Genomic DNA, 24309 nt, shown 5'->3' on the forward strand with positions numbered 1-24309 from the left:
GGAATGGCGGTGCTGCCGTGCCGGAACCTGGCCTTGTATGCCGTTTAGGGTCGCGCCCATGCGGATTCCCACACCGGTGCCTTGCCGCGAATCACCCGCTCGGCTAGTTCCAGCCCATGGGAAAAAGGCTTTTGCCGCCTCAAGATGGCGGCGGCGATCACATTGAACCGGTCGATCTGAAGAAGGCGCTGGAAGAGCGCTACCTCGCCTATGCGCTGTCGACCATCATGCATCGCGCGCTGCCGGATGTCCGCGACGGGCTGAAGCCGGTGCATCGCCGCATCATGCATGCCATGCGGCTGCTGCGGCTCAATCCCGACCAGGGCTTTGCCAAATGCGCCCGCATCGTCGGCGAGGTGATGGGCAAGTTCCACCCGCATGGCGACCAGTCGATCTACGACGCGCTGGTGCGGTTGGCGCAGGATTTTTCGATGCGCTATCCCCTCGTCGACGGGCAGGGCAATTTCGGCAACATCGACGGCGATAACGCCGCCGCCATGCGCTACACCGAAGCGCGCATGACCGATGTGGCGACCGAGCTTTTGTCCGGCATCACCGAGGATGCGGTCGATTTCCGCGCTACCTACAATGAGGAGGACGAGGAGCCGGTTGTCCTGCCCGGCGCCTTCCCGAACCTGCTTGCCAACGGCTCGTCCGGCATTGCTGTCGGCATGGCGACGTCGATTCCGCCGCACAACGCCGCCGAGCTCTGCGACGCTGCCTTGCATCTGATCGAGCATCCCGATGCACCGGTCACCAAGCTGATGGACTTTGTCCAGGGACCGGATTTCCCGACCGGCGGCATCATCGTCGACAGCCGCGCCTCGATCCTCGAAGCCTACGAAACCGGACGCGGCGGTTTTCGCGTCAGGTCGAAGTGGAGCCAGGAGGACCAGGGCAGGGGCACCTGGAGCATCGTCGTCACCGAAATCCCCTATGGCGTCCAGAAGGCCAGGCTGATCGAAAAGATCGCCGAGCTGTTGATAGCGCGCAAACTGCCGCTGCTCGAAGACATCCGCGACGAAAGTGCGGAAGACATCCGCGTCGTGCTGGTGCCGAAGAGCCGTTCGGTCGATCCCGGCATTTTGATGGAATCGCTGTTCAAGCTGACCGAGCTCGAAAGCCGCTTTCCGCTCAACATGAACGTGCTGTCGCGCGGCAAGGTGCCGAACGTCCTTTCGCTGAAGGGCGTGCTCAAGGAATGGCTGGAGCATCGCCGCGAGGTGCTGGTCCGTCGCTCGAAGCATCGCCTCGGCGAGATCGAAAGACGGCTGGAGATCCTCGGCGGCTATCTGATCGCCTACCTCAACATCGACGAGGTGATCAGGATCATCCGCGAGGAGGATGAGCCCAAGCAAGTGATGATGGCGCGTTGGTCGCTCACCGACACGCAGGCCGAAGCCATCCTCAACATGCGGCTGCGCGCCTTGCGCAAGCTGGAAGAATTCGAGATCCGCAAGGAATTCGACGGCCTCTCCACCGAGAAGAAGCAGATCGAGGCGCTGCTTGCCTCCGACGCCAAGCAGTGGTCGACGATCAAGTGGGAAGTCACCAGCATTCGCGACAAATTCGGACCGGAGACCGAGCTCGGCAAGCGCCGCACCCAGTTCGCCGACGCGCCCGAACACGACCTGACCGACATTGCGCACGCCATGATCGAGCGCGAGCCGGTCACCGTGGTGGTTTCGGAAAAGGGTTGGCTCAGGGCCATGAAAGGCCATCTGACCGACTATTCCACCTTGGCCTTCAAGGAAGGCGACAGCCTCAAGCTCGCCTTCCACGCCCAGACCACCGACAAGGTGCTGGTGTTTACCACCGGCGGCAAGTTCTACACCATCGGCGCCGACCGGCTGCCGGGTGGTCGCGGCCACGGCGAGCCGATCCGCATCATCGTCGACATGGACAACGACCAGGACGTCGTCACCGCCTTCATCCATGATCCGAAGCGCAAGCTGCTCCTGGTGTCACACGACGCCAACGGCTTTGTCGTGCCGGAAGAAGAGGTCGTCGCCAACACCCGCAAGGGCAAGCAGGTGATGAACGTCAAGACGCCCGACGAGGCCAAGCGCTGCGTGCCGGTCACCGGCGATCATCTCGCCATCATCGGCGAGAACCGCAAGATGCTGGTCTTCGCGCTCTCCGAGATTCCGGAAATGGGCCGCGGCAAGGGTGTTCGCCTGCAAAAATACAAGGATGGCGGCGTGCTCGACCTGAAAACCTTCACGCTGGAGGCTGGCCTGTCCTGGCAGGATTCCGCCGACCGCACCTTCACCAAGTCGCGCGAGGAACTCGCCGAATGGATCGGTGCGAGAGCCTCGGCAGGCCGGATGGTGCCGAAGGGATTTCCGCGGACGGGGAAATTTGGGTGAAGCTGCCATCTCCCCCCAAGTGGGGGAGATGGCCGGCAGGCCAGAGGGGGGCGCTGTCCCGCCGACTATCGACCATCACAATCGCACACTTTTCCTGTTCTTGGGTCGTCGCGCGTCAAACCGAAAGTTTGCGTTCCTTCACGCCCCCCTCTGTCCTGCCGGACATCTCCCCCACGAGGGGGGAGATTGGCAGCTTCACCATCACCGTTTGGACTATCGTCACGATTGCGGCACTATAAGAGTGCATAAACGCTGGATGGGTCGGGGAGAGATGGGCGTTTGAAGGAAGCAAGAATCCAGAAACCGGAACGGCATCAGCGCCTGTTCGGCCTGTCGACGCCGGTGAGGTCCGCCGTCATCCCGCCGCTGTCGGCGGCGCGCTGGCTGCTGGTGTTGATCGTTGCCGCCGGCGTCTACTTCTTCCATGGCTTCCTGTTTCCTGTATTGGCTGCTCTGGTCATCGCCTTCGCCAGCTGGCCGCTCTACCGGCGGCTGCTCGCCGGCGTCGGCGGCAACCGCACCATCGCCGCGACCTTGGCGATCCTGTTCATCCTCACCTTCCTGGTGGTGCCGATCGCGCTCGCCGGCACCTACGCCATCAACGAGGTGCGCGAATGGGTCGGCTGGGCGATCGAGACCAACCGGCACGGCGCGGTGACGCCGCACTGGATCGCCACGCTGCCCGCGGTGGGCGAGTGGCTGAACGAGCAGTGGACGACCAATATCGGCCATCCCGGCGGCATCGGCGAACTGATCCAGCTGGTCAGCGGCGCCAATATAGGCAGCATCTATCGCGGCGTGCTGGCGGCTGGCGGCAGCGCCTTTGGCCTGCTGCTGACGCTGCTGTTCATGATGATCGCGCTGTTCTTCGCCTATCGCGACGGCGAGCATTTCGCGGGCCAGGTCGACCGTCTCGGCGAGCGGATCCTGCCGACGCGATGGGAGCGGATCTCGCGCGTGGTGCCGGCGACGATCTCCTCGACCGTCACCGGCATGACCGTCATCGCCATCGGCGAGGGGCTGGTGCTGGGCATCGCCTATTGGCTGGCCGGCGTGCCGTCGCCTGTGACGCTCGGCGCATTGACCGGCGTCATGGCGCTGATCCCCGGCGGTGCGCCGCTGTCCTTTACCCTGGTGTCGATTTACCTCGCCGCCAGCGGTTCGCCGATGTCCGGGCTGGCGCTGTTCCTATGGGGCGCAGTCGAACTGTTCATCGTCGACAAGACATTGCGTCCGAAGCTGGTCGGCGGGCCGATCAAGCTGCCCTTCCTGCCAACCTTTTTCGGCCTCATCGGCGGCGTCAAGACGATGGGCTTTCTCGGCCTGTTCATCGGCCCGGTGCTGATGGCGCTGCTGGTCGCTATCTGGCGCGAATGGTTGCGCGAGGTGGAGCTGGTGGACGAACTTGCCGCCGTGCCGCCCGAGGAACTGGAACTGGCGGGCGGCCCACCGCAGATCGAAATCGTCGCCGAGAAGAAAACTCAGGCCGGGTGACTGACGGCAAGCGTGGCGCGGCGCTTGCGCCCCTCGTGCAATTGCCACAGCGAATGGGCGACCAGCGTGACGATCAAGATCGCGCCGCCGATCAGGCTGTTGCGCGATGGCGTTTCGGCAAAGATCGCCCACACCCAGACCGGCGCCAGCACGGTTTCCAAGAGATAGAACATCGCCACTTCCGGGCCGGAAATGTATTTCGGGCCGTTGGCGAGGCAGAAGAACGAAATCGGCATGATGACGGCGCCGTTGAAGATGATCCACCACGGCGCGTTCACCTGAAAACCGATTCTCGAGACCATCAACGCGGCGACCGCACAGGGCAGGATGACGCCGATCAGCGCGGTAAAACCCATGTCCTTGCCGCTGGCGCGCGAGATGGTGATGGCGGCGGCAATCATGAACGCCGCGCACAGCGCCATCAGGTCGCCGAACAGATGCCCAGTGCCGATCGAATCGCCGACGATGATGGCGACGCCGACGATCATCAAAGCGAGTGCGGCGAGCGTGATCGGCCGCGGCCTCTCCTTCAGGAACAGCCAAGACAGCAGGGCTGAAAACATGGTGGTGAAGGCCAGGATGAAGACAAGGTTGGCGGTCGAGGTGTTGAAGACGCCGGTGACGAAGCAGATCGAGCCCAGCCCATAGAGCGCGGCGACAACCAGCCCCGACCTGCCGGGGATGAGCTGCGGCGCGTCCTTGCTCAGCGAGCGCCAGACGGCCCAGATGACCAGAGCTGCGAGAAAAGTGGTGCCGGTGCGCAGCAAGAGGATCGTCCAGGCGCCGCCGTCGGCGAGCCGGATCAGCGGAATGTCGAAGGTCAGCGCCAGCCCGCCTATGGCGGTGATGAGAAGGCCTTTCTGGTGGTCGTGGTGGGCCGACATGCGGGCAGGTCTCGCAATGAATTTGAAGCGGCCGTAGAATCGGCCCAGCGCCTGTCTTTCCAGCCGATTGATCGGAAGACCAGCGGCATCCCTATTGAAACAGTCTAAGGATGAACGGCGAAAGAAAAAATCAGCGTGAAACCGCTTCGTGATCGTAGCGCTCCCAGCCTTTCGGGCCGAGATGCTCCTGCGGCATGAAGCGCATCTTATAGTTCATCTTGCGCGAGCCGTTGACCCAGTAGCCGAGATAGACATGGGGCAGGCCCATGGCTCTGGCGCGGGCGATGTGGTCGAGGATCATGAAGGTGCCGAGCGAACGGTCCTCGAAGTCGGGATTGAAGTAGGAATAGACCATCGACAGGCCGTCGGCCATCTTGTCGGTCAGCGCCACGGCGATCAACTCGCCCTGGCCCTTGCCGGTGATGAAGGTGTCGGGGCCGCGTCGGCGATATTCGATGACCTTGGTGTCGACATGGGTGTCCTCGACCATCATGGCGTAGTCGAGCACCGTCATGTCGGACATGCCGCCACGGCGGTGGCGGGCATCGAGATAGGAGCGGAACAGCGAGTACTGCTCGGTCGACGGTTGCGCGTCATGCATGGCGCCGACGAGATCCGAATTGTGCTGGATCACCCGCTTCATGTTGCGGCTGGCGGTGAATTCCTGAGCCAGGATGCGCACTGAGACGCAGGCGCGGCAGGTCTCGCAGGCCGGCCGGTAGGCGATGTTCTGCGAACGCCGGAAGCCGCCTTGCGTCAGAAGGTCGTTCATCTCCGGCGCCTTGTCGCCGACCAGATGCGTGAACACCTTGCGCTCGAACTGGCCCTCAAGATACGGGCACGGCGACGGCGCGGTCAGGAAGAACTGCGGCGACTGGGTCGGATGCTGCGTCATCGAGTCTTGGAAACACTCCTGCGAATCGTCCTACCTTTGGCGCGGACGGCGAAAAATTCAACAGGATTATAGACGCTTGGTTGACCGGACGCCTTCACATTTATGCAAAAGCGGCTCCCGGGACTCGCAAAAAGCTGTTTCAACGGTCGCTGCGGCTGACCACCGTGCCGAGCAGCAGATCGTGCAGCGTGCGCTTGCGATCAGAAAACAGGGTCACCAGAAGCACCAGCGGCGTCAGGATGACGTTGCCGGCCCAGAACAGCACCGAATGCACCACGGCGGTAAGCCCGTCGATGCGGGTGCCGTCAAGGCGGTCAAGCCGGATGCCCATCATCTTCATGCCCGTCGTCGCCTGGTCGATGCTGCCCAGCGTGTTCCAGATGTAGAGGATGGCGACAGCCGGCACGAGGACGGAAAACAGCATCCAGCCGAGGCCGAGCGTCAGCAGACCAAGCAGGAACACCAGGATCGCGAACGGAATGGTCAGCAGCGCGACGATGCAATAGTCGATGATGAAGGCAAAGATGCGCCGCGAGCGCACACCCTCATAGGCGCGGACATCCTCGAGCCTGCTGGTGATGATTTCGCCGTCAAGTACGCGCGCGTTCATGTCATATCCTCGTAATCGGGGCCGCAATAGGCTGCGGACCTGGCTGGTGATGAAATGGTGAAGGCCTGCCGCATAATCAAGATCGGGCCTCTCGGCGGCATCGATGACGAAGCTGCGCCGGCGCGGTGCGAATCGGTTGAATTCACCGCACGGATGGCGTTAGCTTGCTGCGGCGCAACAAAGGCTGTCAGGCGCCAGGGGCGAGGGACGGGGCAAATATGGATTATGACATGCTGGTCATCGGCAGCGGCCCTTCCGGGCGCCGCGCCGCAGTGCAGTCGGCCAAGCTCGGCAAATCGGTGCTGGTGGTCGACAGGGGGCGCCGCCTCGGCGGCGTGTCCGTGCATACCGGCACCATTCCGTCAAAGACGTTGCGCGAGACGGTGCTCAATCTTTCCGGCTGGCGCGAGCGTGGCTTTTACGGACGCGGCTACCGGGTCAAGCAGGACATTTCGATTGGCGATCTGGTAGATCGCCTGCACAAGACGCTCGATCACGAGGTCGAGGTGCTGCAGCACCAGTTCATGCGCAATGCGGTCAAGAGCGCGCGCGCCACGGCGAAATTCCTCGGCCCCAACAAGATCAGCCTGACGGCCGACAATGGCGACTACTCGGAGGTCGGCTTCGCCAATGCGCTGATCGCGGTCGGCACCAGGCCGCATCGGCCGCGCGATGTGCCCTTCGACAAGGTCCGCGTCTTCGACAGCGACGAAATGCTGGAACTCGACCATCTGCCGCGCACGCTGACGGTGATCGGCGCCGGCGTCATCGGCGTCGAATATGCGACGATCTTTTCCGCTCTCGACGTGCCGGTGACGCTGGTCGAGCCGCGCAACACCATCCTCGATTTCGTCGACCGCGAGATCGTCGACGACTTCATCCATCAGATGCGCGACCGCGGCATGACCATTCGTCTGGGCAGCACGGTCAAGGAAATCGCCTCCAAGCCCGACTATGCCGAAGTGACACTCGCCGACGGCCGCACCATCCGCTCCGAGATCGTGCTTTATGCCGCCGGCCGCAGCGGCAATCTCGGCAGCCTTGGCCTCGACGTGGTCGGCATCGAGGCCGACTCCAGGGGCCGCATCAAGGTCGATCCGCAGACCTTCCAGACCAGTGCGCCCAACATCTATGCCACCGGCGACGTCATCGGTTTCCCCAGCCTGGCCTCGACCTCGATGGAGCAGGGCAGGGTGGCCGCCTGCCACGCCTTCGGTGTGCAACTGCCGCCGCCGCCGGAAACCTTTCCCTATGGCATTTACGCCGTGCCCGAAATTTCCACCGTCGGCCAGTCGGAGGAACAGGTGCGCGAGAGCGGCGCCGCCTACGAGGTCGGCGTGGCGCGGTTCCGCGAAACCTCGCGCGGCCATATCATGGGCGTCAACACCGGTTTCCTGAAGCTGCTGTTCTCGGTCGAAACGCGCCGCCTGCTCGGCGCCCACATCGTTGGCGAGGGCGCCACCGAACTCATTCACATCGGCCAGGCAGTGATCAACCTCGGTGGCACCGTCGATTTCTTCGTCAACAACACCTTCAACTATCCAACGCTGGCCGAAGCCTACAAGATCGCCGGGCTCGATGCCTGGAACCGGATGGGGCAGGGCTAGTTAGGCGGGTATCTGCTCAGCCGTCCATCTGCGCGAGCAGCGGCAGCATGACGTCGGCTGGAGGCATCGGCAGCAGCGCCTCGATTTCGGCTGGACGCACGCCGGCGGTCTTCATCGCAGTTATCCTGCGCTTCTCGAAAGTCGGATTGCATCTCAATCCGGGTCTTCCGCATACACATCTTTCAGCCGGCTTACTGTTTCCAGTGGCTCGCTGGGGCGCTATGTGAATGGACAGGGTCGTGGAAGCGCGACGGGAGGTCGAGATGCTGGGCTGGTTCCGCAAGCTGCTACCGCGCGAAGATCGCTTCTTCGACCTGTTCGAGCGGCATTCCCGCACCGTGGTCGGCGGTGCCGAGGCGCTGGAACAGCTTCTGCAGGGCAGGGACATCGATCGCTGGTGTCAGAAGATCATCGATCTCGAGGATGAGGCCGATCATATCACCGCCGAAGTCCTGCTGGCGGTGCGGCGCTCCTTCATCACGCCTTTCGATCGCGGCGACATCAAGGACCTGATCCAGTCGATGGATGATGCCATCGACATGATGCACAAGACCGTCAAGACGGTGAAGCTGTTCGAAAAGAAGGAATTCGACCCGCTGATGCAGGAAATGGGCGGCGTCATCGTCGCTGCCGCCAAGCTGGTTGCCGAGGCGATCCCGCTGCTGAGCAAAGTCGGCACGCACTCCGTGCGCCTCAACGCCATCGCCGAAGAGGTGATGCGCGTCGAAAGCCGCGCCGACGATCTGCACGAGCAAGGGCTGAAGGACCTGTTCAAGCGGCATGGCCGCAGCGACCCGATGGCTTACCTGATCGGCTCAGAGATCTACGGTCAGCTGGAAAAGGTGGTCGACCGTTTCGAAGACGTCGCCAACGAGATTAGCGGCATCGTCATCGAGAATGTTTAGGTGATGGAAGCCACCATTGCCTTTCCCGTTCTGGTCGGCCTTGTCGCCGTGGCGCTGTTCTTCGATTTTCTCAACGGCCTGCACGATGCCGCCAATTCCATCGCCACCATCGTCTCTACCCGCGTGCTGCGGCCGCAATATGCGGTTCTGTGGGCGGCTTTCTTCAATTTCATCGCCTTCATGTTCTTCGGTCTTCATGTCGCCGAGACAGTGGGGAAGGGCATAGTTGACGTCTCTATCGTCACGCCGGCAGTGATCTTCTCAGCCCTTGTCGGCGCCATTGCCTGGAACATCGTCACCTGGATTGCCGGCATCCCCTCCAGCAGCTCGCATGCGCTGATCGGCGGGCTGGTCGGCGCCGGCGTTGCCAAGGCGGGCGTCGGCGCCATCGTCTGGACGGGGCTCGGCAAGACGGTCGCCGCGATCGTCCTGTCACCGGCGACCGGATTTGTTCTGGCGCTTGTCCTGATCCTTGTTGTTTCCTGGCTGTTCCTGCGCCAGACGCCGTTCGCCGTCGACAGCACATTCCGCGTCCTGCAGTTCTTTTCCGCTTCGCTCTATTCGCTGGGACACGGCGGCAACGATGCGCAGAAAACCATGGGCATCATCGCTGTACTGCTCTATTCGCAAGGTATGCTCGGCGCCAATTTCTACGTGCCACTATGGGTCGTCCTCACCTGTCAGACGGCACTGGCGCTCGGCACCTTGTTCGGCGGCTGGCGCATCGTCCACACAATGGGTTCGAAGATTACCCGGCTGAACCCGATGCAGGGCTTCTGCGCCGAGACCGGCGGCGCAATCACCCTGTTCGCCGCCACCTGGCTTGGCGTTCCAGTGTCGACCACGCATACCATCACCGGCGCCATCATCGGCGTCGGTGCCGCCCGCCGCGTTTCTGCCGTACGCTGGGGCATCGCCGGGAACATCGTCATCGCCTGGATCGTCACCTTGCCGGCGACGGCCGCCATTTCGGCCCTCACCTATTTTGTCACGCGCCTCGGCGGCTGACGCGGAGCAGGCGCGTGCCGTATTTCTTGACCAGCATGGCGTAGTCGATCTCGCCGCCGCTTCAAGGTATGCCCTTTGGCGGTAGTGTCTCAGTTTAAGCAGCCTTAGACATGAGCATTCAGCCAACCCCGGCAATGTGCTATGATTCGCATCATGGGGAAGAAGGCGAAACGGAAAGCAAAACAGGAGATTGAAGCGCCACTAGAAGGCGCGCTTGAAGCGGAAGCTGCCTACTATGCCCGCAAGGTCGGCATCACCAGAGACGAAGCCGCCAAGATCATCCGGGAAGCCCACGCACCGAAGCTCACAATCGTCGGCAAGGACGGCGTGAAGGGCAGGTAGCCTCTACGCAATCTTCTTCTTGTATGGACCGCGCTGCCGGGCTTCGGCGCAGCCGCGTCCATCTTCTCGCAAAGGACTTCCATCGACCAGAGCGTCTTGGACACGCCGGTGGCCATTGGCGGTGTCATTTTCAGCGTCTTGTGCATTCTCCAGCCGTTTCGCCCGCCAGCCACTGCCGCACAATCGCCGCGTCCGGGTCGCCAAACTCGTGGCCCGAAGCAACAATGCGCGCATCGACCGCGGCGCCGTGCTGACTGAGCAGCGTCACCAGCGCCGGCGCGAAAGGCGCGTAGGTGAGGTCGGCGGCGCCGGCGATGATCAGCACGTCCGTTCCGCCCAGATCCACCGCCGGCACCGCGTCCAGCACCGGCATTGGCCTCAGCAACACCGCGCGCCGGACAAGGCCCGGATGAAGCAGCATCAGGCTCGAAACCAGATTGGCGCCGTTTGAATAGCCGAGAAAGACGGTGCGGGCGGGATCGAGCCCATGGCGCTTTGCGACAGCGCCGACAAAGCCGGCGAAGGCGTCCGTCTCGGTGCGGATGCTGTCCTGCTCGAAGCACGTCGGCGTGATGCGTGTAAACCAGCGGAACCCGTCCTCCTGGGCGATACGACCGCGCACCGCTAGCAACACCGCGCGTGGCGCGATCTGCCTTGCCAGTGGAACCAGGGTCGTCTCGTCGACGCCGGATCCATGCAGCAGAAAAAGCACTTCGCCGGTTGTATCGGCAGGCGTGTAGAGGCGGTAGAAAAAGCCTAGGTCGCGCCTCAGCAATCCGTCTTCGGCGGCCTCTTCAGTCATCATCACATCCTTTTGATTTGATGGCACTTTTGTTCATTTGCCGGCTTCAAAACGGAATATTTTCATGCTCCGTGAAAGTTGATTGAACCAGGCTAACTTCAGTCCGTTTCTGCGGCGATACACTCTCTCACGGGAGGAATCGAAGCGGTGCGTCGGGGGTCGCATTGCCCCAATGAACGACCAGCTTTGAGGCCTTTTGTCGATGTCCATGCCAGTTTCGTCCGAACGCGACACGCGTATCGATGTGTTTCGCGCACTCGCGCTGATCACAATATTCATCGACCACGTGCCGGGCACCGCTTTCGAAACCCTGACCTACAAGAATTTCGGCTTTTCGGACGCGGCGGAGGCCTTTGTGCTGATCTCCGGCATGTCCGTCGCGCTCGCCTATGGCGGCAAGTTCCAGCCGGGAGGCCGGCCACTCGCGACACTAAAGATGTGGCGGCGGGCGGGTGTGCTCTATGCCGCCCATATCGTCACGACGATGGCGGTGATGGCGATGTTCTGCGCGGCGGCGGTGTTCGCCCAGCGCCCGGAACTGCTGAAACTGATCAACATCGAGCCGCTGATGAAAAACACGCCGGAGGTGCTGATCGGCATCGTCACGCTCGGCCATCAGCTCGGCTACAACAACATCCTGCCGGTCTATGCGGCGCTGCTGCTGATGGCGCCGGTCTTCCTGCTGTTCGTCAGCTACCGGCCGCTGCCGGCGCTCGCCGTGTCCGGAGCGCTGTGGCTGGTGGCCGGAATCTACCAGATCGCTCCGGCCAATTATCCCGAGCCGGGCTTCTGGTTTCTCAATCCGCTGTCGTGGCAGTTCCTGTTCAATATCGGCCTGGCGGGCACGCTGCATGTCAGGCGCGGCGGCACCATTCCGGTCAATCGTTGGCTGGTCGGCGCGGCGGCAACCTATGTCGCGGGCGCGCTTGTCTGGGTGCACAGCCCGCTCTGGGGTCACGTGTCGTGGCTGGATCTGCCGGTGGTGCTGACCGGCTTCGACAAGACGTTCCTGTCGCTGCCGCGGCTGCTGCACATCCTGGCGGTGAGCTATTTGATCGTCGCCTTTCCGGCCATCTCGAACCTGTTTCGCACCGCCCGCGATCATCCACTGGCGATACTCGGCAAGCGGTCGCTGCCGGTTTTCATCGCCGGCACGGTGCTCGCAATGGCAGCGCAGGTGCTGAAGCTGATCAATCCGGGCGGCCTTGCCTATGACAGTCTTTTGATCGCTGCAGGCATCGCCATGCAGTTCGCACTCGCCTTCTATCTCGAATGGTTTTCGAGCATCGGTGCATCCGGCAAGCGGCCGACGCGCAGCGAAGCAGCCTCCGGGCGGGCGTCTTTCCGCGCGCAGCCGGCGACGGCAGGCGCCAACCGATAGAGCGGGATGCTCAAGCTTTTTTGGGCGGCCCGGCCGAAGCCCGAACGATCAGCTCGACATCCAGTGTGTCGCGCAGCACCTTGCCGTCGAAATCAAGGATCGCGCGTGCCGCCCGGCGGCCGATCTCGGCAATCGGCTGAGCGACCGTGGTCAGCGCAGGATCGCAAAGGGCTGCGCCAGGCACGCCGTCGAAACCGACGATGGAGACGTCGCCCGGCACCGCAATACCCCGTGCAGCCAACCATTCGATGGCGATCATGGCCATCCGGTCCGACATCGCCAGGATGGCTGTGGGCTTTTCGCTGCCGGCGAAGATGGTTTCGAGGCCGGCTCTCGTGCTGGCTTCGTCGTTTTCGGTCTCGTAGACCGGCACCTTGGCGGTATCGACGCCGAAGCGGGAAAGCACCTCGAAATAGCCGGCAAGGCGGTCACGCGTGCCGGTGTAGACCGCCGCCGCAACTTGGCTTGGCGAGACAAGGCCCGTGCTGCCGTCGGCGAACTGCAGCGACAGTACGGCAAAGCGGCGATGGCCAAGCTCGGCGAGATGCCGCGCCGCCATGCGGGCGCCGGCGGCATTGTCGACGCCGATTGCCGAAACCGTATCGTCCTCGAAGCCGAGTTCGAGCGCGACGAAGGGCAGCTTGCGCTCGCGTGTCAGCTCGACAAGGCGCGAGCCGCCCTCGATGCAAAACAGGATGAAACCGTCGACCAGCGCGCTCTGGATGTTCCAGGCAAGCTTTTCCTCATTGCCTGCCGACACCAGTGCTATGCCGGCGCCGGTGGCGTCGCATGCCGTGGAAATGCTGGCCATCATGGCGCGGGCATAGGGATCGTCGAAGAAATAGGCGAGGGGTTGGCTCGTGGCGACGCCGATCGCGTTGACCTTGCCGGCGCGCAACAGGCGGCCCTTGGGGTCGGGCCCGGCATAGCCCATCGCCTCCGCCGCCGCCTTGACCCGCTCGCGCACTTCCTCGCGCACGATCTCGGGACGGCTGAAGACATTGGAGGCAGTGCCGTGCGAAACCCCGGCGGCTTTGGCGATGTCTGCCAGCCGGATGGGTCTTGTGCTGCCTTCGCCGCGTAGCGCCATTTTGTTTGCCTCCATCTCCCATCTAGCACGTTCGCTGGGCGCATCTAGCATTTTCGTTGGATCGATTCAAACTATTGCTTGACATTGGCCCGGCAAGGCTTATCTTTGAATCGATCCAAATGTGCCAATTGTGGTTGGATCGCTTGAAGAGGAGGGTGCCATGCATCCCGTCAACTATCTGTTTGAAGACATCTACGGCAACGACTGGGGTATCGCCTCTGTTGCCTCCGCCCAGAAGCGCCACGTCAAAACGGGGCCGTGGAAGCGCGATCTGCGTTTCCTTGTGGATCGCAAGCGGGGCTGATCGGCGCGGCATTCTTGAGCTGATCGATTGAATCGATTCAAGTTTCAAAACAGGGAGAATGCGATGCATCCCGTCAATCGTATCTTCGAAGAAATTTTCCGCAATTATTGGGGCATGTCGCCGGCCTCCGATCGGCCGGAGCGGCGGCGTGCCGCCGAGCCGGCCACACGCGGCCGTGAGTTGTTGGTCCGGCTTGAGCGCCGGCAAGTGAGATCTGGCGAACGCGAGCGTCAGGAAGGCTGACACTCACAACAGAGCGCACCTCAGGGGCGTGGACGCAGCAAGGCGGAACCGGCAATCACCAGCCAGCCCGCGATGAGCAAGGTGCCGCCGATCGGCGCCGACATCGGAAACAGCCTTGAGCCAAGGAAGTCTCGGGCGAGAAGATCGCCCGAGAACAGCAGCAGCCCGGCGAGCAGGATGAAGCTTCCGCATCGCAGCATCCGGTTCGCGCCGATAAGGCCGATGGCCAGAAACACCGGCGCATGCATGATCAGGAACGATGCGGCCGTTCCGACGAAGGCGCCGCCCAGATGCGCCGCCGCGGCGGACAATGCCACGCCCGCCGCGCCGCACAGGCCGCCGGCAAAAACCAGGATGCGGCCACCCGCAAGGTGCTCGGCCATACCAATGTCTCCGTGATCTCAATGAAATAGCCTGTGTCAGGATTTGCCTGATAGCACCAGCATGTCACGTTGCCGGCGTGACTGGACCAGCCAGTTATACACCGCGCCGCCCGCCATCAGCACCGATGTGCCGAGAAACACCGCCCGCATGCCGAAATGACCGCCGACGAAGCCGCCAAGCAGCGGCCCGGCGACCTGGCCGACATATTGCGCCGAAATCGACAGGCCAAGCACATTGCCACCGACGCCGTCAGGAACATTGTGGCGGATGACGCTGGTGATGCAGGGCAACAGACCGCCGAGCGCCAGGCCCATCAGGAAACGCAAGCCCACCAGCTGCCAGCCCTCGGTGACGAAAGCCTGCGGGATGAGCAGCAGCGCCGAGACGGCGAGCGCGCCGACGACAACGTTCCAATGGCCGATGCGGTCGGCGAGCTTGCCGAGCCGAGAGGCCGACAGGATGGCGCCGAGCGCGGCCGCCGACATGACGACGCCGGAGATCAGCGTGACCCGGCTCTGATCCTCGATGAGCTGCTGCACATAGACGGTGATGATCGGCTCGATCGACATGGTGGCGAAACTCAACAGCATGCCCGTCGCCAACATGGCGACGACAGGGCGCTTGTCGGGTATCTGCGCCCAGCCACCTCTGGGTTTCTCCTTCGTCCTGGCGTGTGTTGTGGTCGGGCGAGGGTTCTCCTTGATGAGAAAGGTCGTGGCCAGGAAGGCCAGAAAAATGACGCTGCCAGAGATGAGGAAGGTGGTGCGGATGCCGATCAGCGGCGGCAGCACGCCGCCGAGCAAGGGACCGACCAGCGCGCCGGCGGTGATGCCGGCCGACATCACGCCGAGCGCCCAGCCTGAGCGCTCCTTCGGTGTCTGCATGGCCACCAGGATGGTCGAGCCCGAGGAATAGCCGCCGGCAAAACCGATCAGCAGGCGCAGCAGCACCAGTTGCCAGACCGTCTGCACCATCCCGGTCAGCGACATGCAGATGGCCATGCCGAAGCTGGCGCGCACCAGCATCAGCTTGCGACCGTAGCGGTCGCCCAGCCGTCCCCACAGCGGCGCGACCAGTGCTGCGGCAAAGAAGGTCGCGCCATAGGCGATGCCGGACCATTGCACGATTGCCGCGTGGCCCTTGGCGCCGAGTTGCTCGACATAGAGCGGCAGGAACGGCAGCAGCAGCGTCATCGCAATGAGCGTGCTGAACGAGCCGGCAACGCAGACGAACAGATTGCGCCGCCAATGGGCGTTGTATGTGCCTGCGCTGTCTTGCGGCATGTCATTTGTCCTGTCCCGGCAGCCGATGGCTTGCTGCGGGTACCATTTTGGGATACCAAGCTGGTATCCGTCATGGACGCAAGTCTGGCTGCTGTCAATGCGGCCTCCTCAAACGGCCGGCCGGTTGGTCCCAGTCACAAGGACAACGGAATAAAAATGTCGCAGATGCAGAATGTCGAAAAACAGCTTCGCGAGATGATCCTCGGCCTCGAGATCGGTCCCGGCGAGCGGCTGACGGAGCGCTGGATCGAAAGCCGCTTCGGCGCGTCGCGCACGCCAGTCAGGGCGGCTTTGCTGCGGCTGGAGACGGAAGGGCTGATCTGCCGCGACGGGCGCGGCTGGACGGTGTCGCCGATCAACCTTGCCGAGCTCCAGCAGATCGCGGTCTATCGCGAGGCGGTCGAAGTCGCGGCGCTGCGCCTGACCTGCGCCCTAGAGGACAGGAGCGCCATCGATGTCATCGAGGCGATGCTCGATTCCTGCGATGCCGGCACTCCGCGCGAGGAATGGCATCGCGTCGGCATGGATTTCCACATCGAGCTGGCACGTCTGTCCGGCAACGAGTTTCTGTTCAGGGCGGTGCGCGATGCGATGACCCGCCTGTCGCGCGCCCGCTGGCTCGAGGTCCGCGACGAGGCAGCCCTTGGCCGTGCCTGGGCCGAGCACCACGCCATTCTGGCCGCAGTGCGGGCTGGCGACGCCGACGGCGCGGCAGGCCGGCTTTCAGCCCACATCGTCGGCAGCCGCGACCGGCTGGTGACGTCGCTGCACAATGACCGGCGCGGCCTGCGCGCCAGGGGATTTGCCGTCGTCGCCGCGTAAGGCGCGTTCATCACGAAAAGGGCAGAACGGACAGTGCAATCACTTTCGGCCTCGCTTCGCGAACGCCGATGGCGTAAGAGCGGCCATGGAAAACAACCGATTTGAAACACCCGTGACCGTCAAGTCGGCCACGGAGGGAAGCACTCAGCTCTTGCGTACGGCGCGCGAGGCTTCCGATTATCTGCTCAACAGCTGGCCCGGCAAGCGCAGCATGAAGCACCGCGAAGCGCTGCAGGCCTGTCATGACGCGCTGGCCGGCGACAAGCCGGCGATGAACGCGAGGCGCGCCTTCATCGCTGCCGCGCGCGAAGTCAACGTCTTCATCAGCGACAAGACGCCGGCCTGAGCACGGCCGATCTGAGCACGGCAAGCGCCGGCTCGAGCACGGCGCATCCCTTGGTGTAACCGGGTGACGTAACCCGGTCTGCCCTATGCCGTTCTATTCTGCCGTTTCGGTCTCGGTTTCAGCGTTGGTTTCGTTCTCGGGTGTCGAACGATCCTTGGCCGCGACCTTGGCCGCCAGCTTCTCCGCCTTCTTGGCAGCCTTCTGCCGGTCACGCTCCTTGCGTTCCTGTCCGTAGTTCGGTGGTCGTGCCATATCGGATCCTTTCTCTAAGACTTGCCCCTGCCTAGGAGCATTGGGCCGCAAACACAACACCGCAGGGGACGATCGGCATCCATAGATGCTCGGTGGTGAGCTTCCCGGTGGTTCCGGGCTTGCAAGATAGGCGGCACAATGGTGTAGGAAAGACTTGAGGCGCCGAAATGCTGGGGCCGCCAGTCTGTTTTGATCAAGTGACCGATGGCCACAGTCCTACGCAACGCAGTCAAGGTGTTCTACTACGCACGCAACGTCGTGCGCGATTTGGCGCCGCAGGCATTGTTCCGCAGCAGGTTGGCCGGCCGGCTTCGCCAGGCAAGCCTTTCCGACGCGTCGGTTCGCGAACGGCTGGACTACTACAACAAGCTGCAGCATGCCTTCGTGCCGAGCCCGGGTGCGGTGCCTGTCCGCCGGATACCATTCAGGCCGAGCATGTATTATTACGACCTGAAGGAATTCGCCCGCTATTTCGATCCCGGCCTGCTGATCGACCTGGAATTCGGCGATGTCATTGACGTGCCAAAGGTGCCGTCGATCGTCAAGGATCGACCAATCCAGGACGACAACAAAAATGCCGTGCTGATGAAGCTCGACAAGTTTCGCCATTTCAACATGCCCGCCGACTCTATGCGTTTTGTGGACAAACGTCCGGCCGTGGTCTGGCGCGGTGAACTCAACAATCCGATCCGCACGCTGTTCCTGGAGGCGGTGCGCGATCTGCCGTTCTGCGATGTCGGCTCACCCAAGTCGACCGCTGCGGCGTACCGCAAGCCATATCTCAGCATCGAACAGCAGCGGCACTACCGCTACATCGTTTCGCTCGAAGGCAATGATGTGGCGACCAACCTCAAATGGATCATGAGTTCGAATTCGCTCTGCCTGATGCCGCCGCCGACATACGAGACCTGGTTCGCCGAGAAGCAGATCGAAGCTGACATCCACTATGTGCCGCTCGCAGCAGATTTCTCCGATCTTGCCGAAAAAATGCGGTATTTCGAGCAGCATCCGGCGGAGGCAGAACGCATCATTGCCGCCGCCAACGCCTATTGCCGAAAGTTCTGCAACGAGCAGGCAGAGCAGGCGATCTCGCTGCTCGTGCTCTACAAATATTTCGTTCTCAGCGGCCAGGTGGAGCCCGATCCCGAGGTCTGGCGCTATATCTCGGGCTAGATCGTCTCGGCCATTGCTTCTGCAGGATCCTACTTCTTTGTGCAGAGTCTCCACTCTGCTTCTGAAGTGTCCCAGCAATAGCCCTTGGCCTTCAATTGAAATCCGAGGGCATCAAGAATGATGCAAAAGCGATCGCTCGCCGCTTGCGAAATCGGTTGGCCGTCAAGTTCTGCTTGACGGCATGCTGCTCTGACATCTGCGTAGACCGAAGCCACCTTTTCACCGTCAAAATCGCCGCACACTGCGCCGGTGGCAGACGAAAGAATGACGACCGCGCAATAGCACGCGGTTGTTTGCATGCGTGAGACTGCGTGCATTCGCGACATCGGTGAAGCATCGCTCACCGGCATCGCGGACGCAACCTTTCAACCGGGCGGTCGCGTGGCATCGATTTGACGCCGGTCAGATGCCGCTCCGGTCGATAACCAGATCGGCGGGACCGAACCGATCCTTGGCTGTCAACTGCTGGTGCCAGTAGGGATAGAGCAAGGGCGGCCTGCTGACCACGTCGAGGCGGCTGCGCTCGTCCTCGGAAAGCACCAGGCTTGCCGCGGCGATGTTGTCCTTGAAGTGGGCTTCGGTCCTGCCGCCAATCACCAGCGAACTGACTGCCGGACGGCCGAGCAGCCAGGCCAGCGCCACCTGCGCGGCAGACACGCCGCGCGCCTTGCCGATCTCGACCAGCACGTCGACGATCCGCCACAGCCGATCCTCGTCGCGGATCGGCGGCTCCGACCAGCCGCTGAGCTGGCGGGCCGTGGGGCTGTCGCGATTGTACTTGCCAGATAACAATCCGCCGGCGAGCGGGCTCCACACCAGCACGCCGAGCCCTTGGTCGACCGAGATCGGCAGCAGTTCGTATTCGGCTTCGCGCGCCTCCAGCGTGTAGTGGATCTGCTGGGTGACGAAACGCGGCTGGTGATTTCTGTCACTGATGCCCAGCGCCTTCATCACCTGCCAGCCGGAATAGTTGGAGCAGCCGACATAGCGGATCTTGCCCTGCGCAACCAAGGTGTCGAGCGCGGCGATGGTTTCCTCGAGCGGCGTCACACCGTCCCATTCGTGCAGGAAATAGATGTCGATGACATCGGTGCGAAGCCGCTTCAGGCTCTTCTCGCACTCGCGGATCAGATGATAGCGCGACAGGCCTTCGTCGTTTGGCCCCTTGCCGATCCGCATGCGCGCCTTGGAGGCGATCAGCACATCGCCCTTGCGCTTGCCGCCGAGCGCCTCGCCGATGATCTCCTCGGAAATGCCGTTCGAATAGACATTGGCGGTGTCGATGAGATTGATGCCGGCATCGATGCAGCTGTCGATAATACGCCTCGCTTCCGAGAGATCGGAATTGCCGACGGCGGCGAACGGCCCGGCGCCGCCGAAGGTCATGGTGCCGAGCGTCAGCGTCGAAACTTTCAGGCCGGAACGGCCAAGCGTGCGGTATTCCATGTCAAATCCTCGCAATTTCGGTGGGGAGGGCAGGGCAGCCCGAGGGGTTCGGCATTTGTAGGACAATTCGAGCGGCTTGTCGCCATGCCACGGCGGCGGATCGACCATGCCTCGCGGATTTGCGGCGTCCGGTGGCTGCAATAAAACCGTCATTGCCGGCCTATATCAAGTCGGCTCAGGGTTTCACTTCAGCCGGCAAGCGGAGCAGCGCAAATGACCGAGTTAAAACAGAATTCTCCGGCCAGGGATTGGCTTGAAGCGGAGCTGGCCGACACGCTCGACGAAGACTACGAGCTGGAAATGTCGGAACCGGCGCTGTCGATGGAGATCGCCAAGATCTACAAGAACGCGCATCCGCCATCGATCGATCGCATGCAGTATTTTCGCGACCTCATCACCTTGCAGTCCGAGTTGATCAAGCTGCAGTCCTGGGTCGCCTATCACCAGAAGAAGCTGGTGGTCATTTTCGAGGGCCGCGACTCCGCCGGCAAGGGCGGCGTCATCAAGCGCATCACCCAGCGGCTCAATCCGCGCATCTGCCGCGTCGTCGCACTGCCGGCGCCGACCGAGCGCGAGAAGTCGCAATGGTATTTCCAGCGCTACGTGCCGCATCTGCCGGCCGGTGGCGAGATCGTCCTGTTCGACCGCTCCTGGTACAACCGCTCCGGCGTCGAGCGGGTGATGGGCTTTGCCGAACCCGATCAGGTCGAGGAATTCTTCCGCGACGTGCCGGAATTCGAGCGCATGCTGGTCCGCTCCGGCGTCACGGTTGTCAAATACTGGTTCTCCATCACCGACGAGGAGCAGCAGATGCGCTTCCTGATGCGCATCCACGATCCGATGAAGCAGTGGAAGCTGTCGCCGATGGACCTTCAGTCGCGCGTGCGCTGGGAGCAGTACACCAAGGCCAAGGAAGAGACCTTCGCGCGCACCAACATTCCTGAGGCGCCGTGGTACATCGTCGAGGGCAACGACAAGAAACGGGCGCGGCTGAACTGCATCGATCATCTGCTCAAGCAGATGCCCTATGAGGAGGTGCCGCATGAGGAGATCACGCTGCCCGAGCGCGTCTTCAACCCCGAATATGAGCGCCAGACCCTGCCGCGCGAACTTTACGTGCCGGAGAAGTATTGAGCGTCTGCGCTGAAGACATGAGGGGACGGCATTCTTTCGCGCCCCCCTCTGTCCTGCCGGACATCTCCCCCACTTGGGGGGGAGATCAGACGACACGTTGGTCTTCGCCAATCACCGACGTTGCAGGAATAGCGCCTTCCACGAAGCTGCCAATCTCCCCCCTCGTGGGGGAGATGTCCGGCAGGACAGAGGGGGGCGCGACGGATCGCTGCTTTCCCGACTGTGATGAGGCCTACCCCCGCTTGATCGTAACATGCGTGGCAAGCGCCGTCGCCACCTGCTCGGTGCACTGATAGCCGAGCTCAAGCATATCCAGGCCGGCAAACAGGTTCTCACCCTTGCCCAGCAGCATCGGCGACACCGCCAGATGCAACTCGTCGATAAGCTTCTCCTGCAGATATTGCCGGATGGTGGAGACGCCGCCGCCGACGCGGACATCCTTGCCACCGGCCGCGGCTTTCGCCTGGTCGAGCGCATCATGGATGCCGCCGGTGACGAAGTGGAAAATGGTGCCGCCTTCCATTTCGATCGGATCACGCTTGTAGTGGGTCAGCACGAAGACCGGCACATGATAGGGCGGATTGGTGCCCCACCAGCCTTTCCAATTGTCGTCCGGCCATTCCCCGCGGATCGGTCCGAACATGTTGCGGCCGAGGATCCAGGCGCCGACATTGTCGAAGCTGCGGACCGTGAAGCGGTCGTCCACATCGGTGGTGCCGCCATCCTTGCCGACCATTTCGTGGAAGGTGCGGGTGCCGATCATCCATTTGTGCAGCTCTTCGCCACCAACGCCGAGCGGGTTTTGCAGGGTCTGGTCAGGACCGGCGCCGAAACCGTCGAGCGACAGGGTGAATGCATTGACGCGCAGCTTGGACATGAAGGGTTCTCCTCGATAACTGGTTGTATTTTGCAATCAGTTAGCCAATCTGCTTGCATTTGGCAAGTAGATTTTCGAAGGGTAGACCAAAGTCTGCGGAATCCGTGAGTTTGACGGCCTAGGCCGCGGCACGCTTCGGCATCACCGCAAAGGGGCTCAGGCCAAGCCAGATCTGCATTTTGGCGGCGATATCGAGGTCGCCGGTCAAGCTGATCTTGTCGCGTTCCTTGTGCACGGTCGTCAGCCCCATCCAGATCGACGTCATGGTGCACAGGTCCGTCGACACGTAGAGATCGACGTCAAATCCCGGATCGTACCAGCAGAGATCGACATCGCCCTGCTTCTCGACGATCAGCCACCAGGACCGCTTTGTCGCCGGCAGGTCATGGTACAGGAACTGTATCACGGTGCGTCCGTCCGGCAGCGGACTGGGGTTCAGATTGCGGCGCATGTCCCACATCAGCAGCGATGGATCGAGGTTTTTCAGCGACAGCCTGGCCTCCACCCATTTCTGCCCCCAGAAGCCCATCGCTTCGACCACTGGGCGCAAATCCCTGCCGGCTTCGGTCAGCCGGTATTCGAACACGCCCTTCTCGGATTTGACCTCCGTGCGCTCGACGATGCCGCCGGCTTCGAGGTCCTTCAGCCGTTGCGACAGAAGGGTTGGCGACATTTTCGGCACACCGCGGCGCAGGTCGTTGAAGCGGGTCGATCCCGCCACCAGTTCGCGCAGCAGCACCATGGTCCAGCGAGTGCAGAGCAGTTCGGCGGCCATGGAGAGCGGGCAGAATTGTTTGTATCCGGCCTGTGTCATGTGGTGGTCTCCAACAAAAGATGGCCGACCTTACCCAGAAACCGATCGTCGGGCCAGTACAGAACCTGTACTGGGCCCCCTGGTACAGTTCGGTGACTGGAGGGATGCGCCATCGCCGTGGGAAGCAGCGGTCACGTCACCGGGCAGTCCGGTGCCGATCAATGAGGAGCAGACAATGACCGCTTATGTGATCGCAGACATCAAGGTGAAGGACGACAAATGGGTGCCGGCATATGCCGCTTCGGTGCACGATCTCGTGCACAAGCATGGCGGCAGATATCTGGCGCGCAGCGGCAATGTGAAGACGCTTGAGGGCAAGCCGCTGGACACCAGCCTCATCGCCATCATGGCGTTTCCGTCGGCTCAGGCCGCCGAGGCCTTCACCACCGATCCGCGGTACGCGCCGTTCGTGGCGGCGCGTCAGGCCGGCAGCGACAGCCGCTTCCAGATGATCGACAACACCGATCTCGCAGGAACGATTCCCTACCTGCCCAAGGCGTAAGGAACAGCCGGAACCCGGCGTTTCCGGGTTCCGGCCATCTCTTCAGCGTCTCTGTCCCAGTGGGGCAAAACTATTCCATCGACAAGATGAGATTGCGCACGGCCGGATAGATTTCGCGCTCCCAGCGCTTGCCGTTGAAGACGCCGTAGTGGCCGACATTGGCCTGCAGATGATGGCGCTTCAGATGCGGGCGCAGCGACCGGCACAATTCATGCGCGGCCGAGGTCTGGCCAAGCGCGCAGATGTCGTCACGCCCGCCCTCGACGGTCAGCAGCGCCGTGTTGCGGATCGCGCCCGGGTCGACCGGGCTGCCACGGTACGTGAACGTGCCGGTGGCGAGCTCCGCCTTCTGGAACACCCGGTCGATGGTTTCGAGATAGAACTCTTCGGTCAGGTCGAGCACCGCCAGATACTCGTCGTAGAAGGTCTTGATTTTCTCGGCCTCGGCTGTCTCGCCGGCCGACAGATGGTCATGCAGCTTTTGGTGGGCCTTGTTGTGGCGGTCCATGTTCATGGCCATGAACGCGGCAAGCTGGAGAAAGCCCGGATAGACCCGGCGTCCGCCGCCGGCATGCCGCCACGGCACGCGCGAGATGACGGAGCTCTGGAACCAGGCCAGTGACTTGCTGACGGCGAACTCGTTGACCTTGGTCGGGCTTTCGCGCGGATCGATCGGCCCCGCCATCAGCGTCATCGAGCGCGGTGTCGCGGGATGCCTGTCCTCGGACATCACGGCGACGGCGGCGAGCGCCTGGACGCAGGGCTGGCAGACCGCCAGTATGTGCGCGCCCGGGCCGATCGCCTCCAGGAAGCGGATGATGTAGTCGACATAGTCGTCCACGCCGAAACGGCCGGCGGAAAGCGGCACGTCGCGCGCATTGGCCCAGTCGGTGATATAGACCTCGTGGTCGGCCAGCAGCGTTTCCACCGTGCCGCGCAGCAGCGTCGAGAAATGACCCGACAACGGGGCGATCACCATCACCTTGGGCTGGCGCGTATCCATGTCCTTGGCAAAGCGCAGCAGCGTCCCGAACGGCAGCTCGAGCGCCGTCTCGACGGTGACCGGCACGTCGCGCTTGCCGACCTTTACCGATTTGATGTCGAAATCCGGCCGCGCATGGGTGAGCTTGAAGCGGCCGATCATCTCCAGCCCGGCGGCAAGGCGCTGCTTCACGCTGTCGCCCGAAACCATGCTGCTCATCGCCGAGCGTATGAGATCGGCGAAAAAACGCGACGGAGCGATGAGGTCGTCCTGTAGCTGGTAGGACTGGTACAGCATCGAGATGCATCCCGTTCCAAAGCCGCCATGTGGCAGTGCAAAAAAATCTAGTGCAAAATTTTG

Annotated in this window: 27 protein-coding genes; 14 read left to right on the plus strand and 13 right to left on the minus strand. The window is 62.5% G+C overall.

Annotated features, from left to right (window positions below):
- Positions 1-116: 116 nt before the first annotated feature.
- Both parC and AC1DX6_RS21940 read left to right on the plus strand, forming a co-directional pair.
- The gene (gene parC / locus AC1DX6_RS21935) at positions 117-2369 is read left to right on the plus strand and encodes a DNA topoisomerase IV subunit A (RefSeq protein WP_477317191.1); all 2253 of its coding nucleotides are present in this window, start codon (positions 117-119) and stop codon (positions 2367-2369) included.
- Positions 2370-2648: 279 nt separating this feature from the next.
- Complete coding sequence (locus tag AC1DX6_RS21940; protein WP_477317193.1) at positions 2649-3863, plus strand: AI-2E family transporter; 1215 nt, start codon at positions 2649-2651, stop codon at positions 3861-3863.
- Here the strand turns inward: AC1DX6_RS21940 and AC1DX6_RS21945 are convergent.
- The 3 genes from AC1DX6_RS21945 to AC1DX6_RS21955 form a co-directional block, all read right to left on the minus strand.
- Positions 3851-4747 carry a DMT family transporter gene (locus AC1DX6_RS21945; protein WP_477317195.1) on the minus strand — a complete coding sequence of 299 codons (897 nt, stop codon included), beginning with the start codon at positions 4745-4747 and terminating at the stop codon, positions 3851-3853. The genes AC1DX6_RS21940 and AC1DX6_RS21945 overlap by 13 nt on opposite strands.
- Positions 4748-4877: 130 nt before the next feature.
- Complete coding sequence (locus tag AC1DX6_RS21950; protein ID WP_107647332.1) at positions 4878-5642, minus strand: arginyltransferase; 765 nt, start codon at positions 5640-5642, stop codon at positions 4878-4880.
- Positions 5643-5781: 139 nt separating this feature from the next.
- On the minus strand, positions 5782-6252 hold the full coding sequence (locus AC1DX6_RS21955) for an RDD family protein (protein WP_477317197.1): 471 nt from the start codon (positions 6250-6252) through the stop codon (positions 5782-5784).
- Positions 6253-6470: 218 nt separating this feature from the next.
- Here AC1DX6_RS21955 and sthA point away from each other — a divergent pair, with 218 nt between their 5' ends.
- The 4 genes from sthA to AC1DX6_RS21975 all read left to right on the plus strand — a co-directional run bounded on the left by sthA (position 6471) and on the right by AC1DX6_RS21975 (position 10114).
- Complete coding sequence (sthA, locus tag AC1DX6_RS21960; protein WP_477317199.1) at positions 6471-7859, plus strand: Si-specific NAD(P)(+) transhydrogenase; 1389 nt, start codon at positions 6471-6473, stop codon at positions 7857-7859.
- A gap of 263 nt (positions 7860-8122) precedes the next feature.
- Entirely contained in the window at positions 8123-8764 is a 642-nt protein-coding gene (locus AC1DX6_RS21965) for a DUF47 family protein (RefSeq protein ID WP_477317739.1), read from the plus strand.
- A 3-nt stretch (positions 8765-8767) separates the two neighbouring features.
- Positions 8768-9772 (plus strand): inorganic phosphate transporter, encoded by a 1005-nt coding sequence (locus tag AC1DX6_RS21970; protein WP_477317201.1) that lies wholly within the window; start codon positions 8768-8770, stop codon positions 9770-9772.
- Between the two features lie 141 nt (positions 9773-9913).
- The gene (locus tag AC1DX6_RS21975; protein ID WP_477317203.1) at positions 9914-10114 is read left to right on the plus strand and encodes a hypothetical protein; all 201 of its coding nucleotides are present in this window, start codon (positions 9914-9916) and stop codon (positions 10112-10114) included.
- 130 nt (positions 10115-10244) lie between these two features.
- On the opposite strand, the gene AC1DX6_RS21980 is transcribed toward AC1DX6_RS21975, so the two are convergent.
- Positions 10245-10916 carry an alpha/beta hydrolase gene (locus AC1DX6_RS21980; protein WP_477317205.1) on the minus strand — a complete coding sequence of 224 codons (672 nt, stop codon included), beginning with the start codon at positions 10914-10916 and terminating at the stop codon, positions 10245-10247.
- 202 nt (positions 10917-11118) lie between these two features.
- Between AC1DX6_RS21980 and AC1DX6_RS21985 the strand changes: the two genes are divergently transcribed.
- Positions 11119-12297 carry an OpgC family protein gene (locus tag AC1DX6_RS21985; protein ID WP_477317207.1) on the plus strand — a complete coding sequence of 393 codons (1179 nt, stop codon included), beginning with the start codon at positions 11119-11121 and terminating at the stop codon, positions 12295-12297.
- A gap of 10 nt (positions 12298-12307) precedes the next feature.
- On the opposite strand, the gene AC1DX6_RS21990 is transcribed toward AC1DX6_RS21985, so the two are convergent.
- The gene (locus AC1DX6_RS21990) at positions 12308-13387 is read right to left on the minus strand and encodes a LacI family DNA-binding transcriptional regulator (protein ID WP_477317209.1); all 1080 of its coding nucleotides are present in this window, start codon (positions 13385-13387) and stop codon (positions 12308-12310) included.
- Between the two features lie 160 nt (positions 13388-13547).
- Between AC1DX6_RS21990 and AC1DX6_RS21995 the strand changes: the two genes are divergently transcribed.
- Positions 13548-13691: a hypothetical protein gene (locus AC1DX6_RS21995; protein ID WP_477317211.1), complete on the plus strand. Its 144-nt coding sequence runs from the start codon at positions 13548-13550 to the stop codon at positions 13689-13691.
- A gap of 63 nt (positions 13692-13754) precedes the next feature.
- Positions 13755-13934: a hypothetical protein gene (locus AC1DX6_RS22000; protein WP_477317213.1), complete on the plus strand. Its 180-nt coding sequence runs from the start codon at positions 13755-13757 to the stop codon at positions 13932-13934.
- Between the two features lie 20 nt (positions 13935-13954).
- On the opposite strand, the gene AC1DX6_RS22005 is transcribed toward AC1DX6_RS22000, so the two are convergent.
- Positions 13955-14317, minus strand: a complete 363-nt coding sequence (locus tag AC1DX6_RS22005) for a DUF423 domain-containing protein (protein WP_477317214.1) — start codon at positions 14315-14317, stop codon at positions 13955-13957.
- Positions 14318-14353: 36 nt separating this feature from the next.
- Positions 14354-15601 carry a multidrug efflux MFS transporter gene (locus tag AC1DX6_RS22010; protein ID WP_477317215.1) on the minus strand — a complete coding sequence of 416 codons (1248 nt, stop codon included), beginning with the start codon at positions 15599-15601 and terminating at the stop codon, positions 14354-14356.
- A gap of 156 nt (positions 15602-15757) precedes the next feature.
- On the opposite strand from AC1DX6_RS22010, the gene AC1DX6_RS22015 reads away from it, so the two are divergent.
- Both AC1DX6_RS22015 and AC1DX6_RS22020 read left to right on the plus strand, forming a co-directional pair.
- On the plus strand, positions 15758-16423 hold the full coding sequence (locus AC1DX6_RS22015; RefSeq protein WP_477317217.1) for a GntR family transcriptional regulator: 666 nt from the start codon (positions 15758-15760) through the stop codon (positions 16421-16423).
- A gap of 112 nt (positions 16424-16535) precedes the next feature.
- On the plus strand, positions 16536-16769 hold the full coding sequence (locus AC1DX6_RS22020) for a DUF982 domain-containing protein (RefSeq protein WP_477317219.1): 234 nt from the start codon (positions 16536-16538) through the stop codon (positions 16767-16769).
- Positions 16770-16862: 93 nt separating this feature from the next.
- Here the strand turns inward: AC1DX6_RS22020 and AC1DX6_RS22025 are convergent, their stop codons facing one another.
- On the minus strand, positions 16863-17021 hold the full coding sequence (locus AC1DX6_RS22025) for a hypothetical protein (RefSeq protein ID WP_477317220.1): 159 nt from the start codon (positions 17019-17021) through the stop codon (positions 16863-16865).
- Positions 17022-17225: 204 nt separating this feature from the next.
- Here AC1DX6_RS22025 and AC1DX6_RS22030 point away from each other — a divergent pair, with 204 nt between their 5' ends.
- A complete protein-coding gene (locus AC1DX6_RS22030) occupies positions 17226-18194 on the plus strand; it encodes a glycosyl transferase family 90 (protein WP_477317222.1) in 969 nt (322 codons plus the stop codon).
- A gap of 29 nt (positions 18195-18223) precedes the next feature.
- On the opposite strand, the gene AC1DX6_RS22035 is transcribed toward AC1DX6_RS22030, so the two are convergent.
- The gene (locus AC1DX6_RS22035) at positions 18224-18493 is read right to left on the minus strand and encodes a hypothetical protein (RefSeq protein ID WP_477317224.1); all 270 of its coding nucleotides are present in this window, start codon (positions 18491-18493) and stop codon (positions 18224-18226) included.
- 103 nt (positions 18494-18596) lie between these two features.
- Complete coding sequence (locus AC1DX6_RS22040; RefSeq protein ID WP_477317226.1) at positions 18597-19640, minus strand: aldo/keto reductase; 1044 nt, start codon at positions 19638-19640, stop codon at positions 18597-18599.
- 213 nt (positions 19641-19853) lie between these two features.
- On the opposite strand from AC1DX6_RS22040, the gene ppk2 reads away from it, so the two are divergent.
- Complete coding sequence (gene ppk2 / locus AC1DX6_RS22045; protein WP_477317228.1) at positions 19854-20774, plus strand: polyphosphate kinase 2; 921 nt, start codon at positions 19854-19856, stop codon at positions 20772-20774.
- Positions 20775-21006: 232 nt separating this feature from the next.
- Here ppk2 and AC1DX6_RS22050 read toward each other — a convergent pair whose 3' ends face one another.
- Together AC1DX6_RS22050 and AC1DX6_RS22055 are read right to left on the minus strand one after the other, a co-directional pair.
- Complete coding sequence (locus AC1DX6_RS22050) at positions 21007-21651, minus strand: dihydrofolate reductase family protein (protein ID WP_477317230.1); 645 nt, start codon at positions 21649-21651, stop codon at positions 21007-21009.
- Positions 21652-21769: 118 nt separating this feature from the next.
- A complete protein-coding gene (locus AC1DX6_RS22055) occupies positions 21770-22465 on the minus strand; it encodes a winged helix-turn-helix transcriptional regulator (RefSeq protein ID WP_477317232.1) in 696 nt (231 codons plus the stop codon).
- 175 nt (positions 22466-22640) lie between these two features.
- On the opposite strand from AC1DX6_RS22055, the gene AC1DX6_RS22060 reads away from it, so the two are divergent.
- Positions 22641-22967 (plus strand): DUF1330 domain-containing protein, encoded by a 327-nt coding sequence (locus AC1DX6_RS22060; RefSeq protein ID WP_477317234.1) that lies wholly within the window; start codon positions 22641-22643, stop codon positions 22965-22967.
- 70 nt (positions 22968-23037) lie between these two features.
- Here the strand turns inward: AC1DX6_RS22060 and AC1DX6_RS22065 are convergent, their stop codons facing one another.
- A complete protein-coding gene (locus tag AC1DX6_RS22065) occupies positions 23038-24246 on the minus strand; it encodes a polyhydroxyalkanoate depolymerase (protein ID WP_477317236.1) in 1209 nt (402 codons plus the stop codon).
- Between the last annotated feature and the right edge of the window lie 63 nt (positions 24247-24309).

It is taken from the genome of Mesorhizobium sp. P2_C4, from assembly GCF_056404575.1.